This window comes from Rhodopila sp. (assembly GCF_035548235.1).
Taxonomy (GTDB): Bacteria; Pseudomonadota; Alphaproteobacteria; order Acetobacterales; family Acetobacteraceae; genus Rhodopila.
In genome coordinates this window covers 1-2,396 of record NZ_DASZTJ010000173.1, presented here as the reverse complement: position 1 = coordinate 2,396, position 2,396 = coordinate 1, and the positions used below count along the sequence as shown (strand labels likewise).

General features: G+C 65.8%; 3 protein-coding genes and 1 pseudogene. 2 read left to right on the top strand and 2 right to left on the bottom strand.

The genetic code is table 11. The features are described from left to right. Positions 1 to 340: hypothetical protein (locus VHB27_RS14110; protein WP_325601458.1), on the bottom strand; the 340-nt coding region annotated here is incomplete at its 3' end. 16 nt (positions 341 to 356) lie between these two features. Here VHB27_RS14110 and VHB27_RS24800 point away from each other — a divergent pair. Beyond that, a pseudogene (locus tag VHB27_RS24800) lies at positions 357 to 671 on the top strand (helix-turn-helix domain-containing protein); the annotation flags it as partial. A gap of 55 nt (positions 672 to 726) precedes the next feature. Beyond that, positions 727 to 1,524, top strand: coding sequence for a transposase (locus VHB27_RS14105; protein ID WP_325601456.1), 798 nt, complete (start codon positions 727 to 729; stop codon positions 1,522 to 1,524). Between the two features lie 394 nt (positions 1,525 to 1,918). Here VHB27_RS14105 and VHB27_RS14100 read toward each other — a convergent pair. Continuing rightward, positions 1,919 to 2,396, bottom strand: a 478-nt coding sequence (locus tag VHB27_RS14100; RefSeq protein ID WP_349255670.1) for an FAD-dependent protein, incomplete at its 5' end; no start/stop codon positions are given.

Here is a 2,396-nt window from a genome sequence, read left to right as displayed (position 1 = left end):
CCTCAAGGCGTTGCTTCAAGCCGGGGTGAGAAGCGAAGATTCCGGTTTCCCTCTTGAGCTCCTTGCGTATGGCGTCTTGCCACTCGCCGGGCCTCATTGCTCGAGCCGCCCGCTCCTGCTCTTCGAACAGCAGACGGGGCGGCTGGTTCGTCGCTACCCAGCTCTCGGCCAGCGACGACAATCGAATCCACGGCATTCGTTCGACGACGGTTATCACGATGAGCGCCTGCGCGGCGACTTCGGCGCCCGACTGTTCTACCGATAGCTGGTCGGCAGCGTATTCACCTTGCCGGCTGTGGACGGTGTGGGCTAGTGGCTCTGGCCAAAAGTCCTGCAACAAATTAGGGGCAGCCGCTATGCTGGAGATGAAGCAGCGCTTCCACTTCTCCTATCGAGAGGCTGCCCCCATGCGCGGTCGCAAACCTCGCTCCCTTACCCTCGCCCCCGGCGACCTCCTCTGCCTCCAGCGCATCGCTCGCCAGCCCGCGCGCCCTTTCTTCCAGGTCCAGCGCGCTCGCATCGTCTTGGCCGTCGCCGCGGGCGAACCGATTCACCGTATCGCCGCCCGCTGGGAGTGCGACCGCGCCACCGTCTGGCGCTGCTGTCGCCGCTACCAGCAGGGCGGCCTCGCTGGACTGTTGGCCGACGCCGACCGCTCGGGGCGGCCCGAGCGGATTTCCCCCCCTCCAGCGCGCCCAGGTCATCCAACTGGCCTGCCTGGAGCCGGTGGCTCGGGGGCTGCACATCACCCATTGGTCCAGCGCCGACCTGGCGCGGCAGGCCGTGCAGGACGGCATCATCGATGCCATCAGCCCGCGCAGCATCCGCCGCATCCTGCATGCGGTTGACCTGCGACCGCACCGCACGCGCTTCTGGAAGACCGCACGGCTGGATGCCCAGTTCATGGAGCGGGCCGTAAGAATCCTTTGGTGCTACACCTACGCCGGCCACTTGGCCCGCCGCGGTTGGTGGGTGGTCTGTGCCGACGAGTTGCCCAATTTTCAGGTCCTGGAGCGCGTGCCGATCCGCCGGGCCATCCCCGGCTCGATCGAGCAGCGCGAGTTCGAGTACAAGCGGCACGGCACCGTGACGGTGCTGGTGTTCCTGGTCGTCCACAGCGGGCAGATGGAGGCGGTGTGCCTGGAGGGCAAGAGCGCCGCGCACTACACCGCGGCGCTGCGGCACTTCCGCCGCCGGCACCGGCAGCTGCGGGGCGCGTACCTGATTCACGACGGGGACTCCACCCACACCGGCGACTGCACGCCGGGCTACCTGCATGAGTTCCGCAGCTGGTGGCGTCCGCGGCTGCTGCCGCCCGACGCCTCGTTCCTGAACCAAGCGGAGTTGCTGCTCGATGCCTTTGAGCTGCATTACCTGAAGCGAGGGTCGTGGCGCAGCCGGGAAGAATTCCGGGCGCACATCGCGGCGGCGTGGCCGGAGTACAACCGGCTCTACGCCCACCCGTTTGAGTGGGAGTGGACGATCCCGAAGATGAAGCAATGGTTCGCAAAGCATAGCCAATGAATTTGTTGCAGGACTTTTGGCCAGGGCCACTAGCGTCCCGCATGACATACCAGTCCTCAAGGGCATCTCGCCCGCCTTTGTTTTGGACGGAACAGCGTGACGGACATCTGCGCCACTTTTATCCTGATCCGACGACGGCCCTGCCTGGCGGGTTCAAGTCACCTAGCAATCCGGCAGGCTGCTGATGCAGAATACGAGTCCCTGGATGGAGGCGGACCGTGGGCGATCACGTCCGTCCTCAAGTGGCGGTTCCCGTCGATCACGTTCGTGAAGACGGAGGAATAATCAAGGTCTTCGGGTAGGTGCACGATCATCGTCGTTGGCTCCAGCCGGTGCTGCTGATTCACACCTTCGCGAACGCGCCGGCTGGGGCCACTCTCTTGAAAGAAGGTATTCAATGGACCCTCTGGTCCAGGCCATCGACGGCGGCGCTGACGATGCCGCCGGCGTAGCCCGCTCCTTCGCCGACCGGATACAACCCCTCCAGCCCTGGCGTCTCGCGCGTCGTCTCATCGCGCACGATCCGCACCGGAGCGCTGCCCCGTGCCTCGGGCCCGACAAGCGTCGCCTGCGGAATGAAGCGCCCCCGCCATTGCTCGTCCATGATCGGCAGACCATGTCGGAGTGCCGCAACGACGAGCGGCGGTACCAGGTCGGCGATGCGCGTGGCCACAGCGCCGCGTAGGTAGCTGTTCGCCGGTACATCCCGCGTCTCTCGTTCGTCCAGAAAATCGGCGACGCGCTGGATGGGGCAGAGATAATCGCGCCGCCCGACCTCGAAGGCTCGACGCTCGTAAACCTCTTGCAAATGCACGCCGGCAAGCACGTCGCTGCCGCCGAAGTGTTCGGGCGGCACCGTCACGACGAGGCCG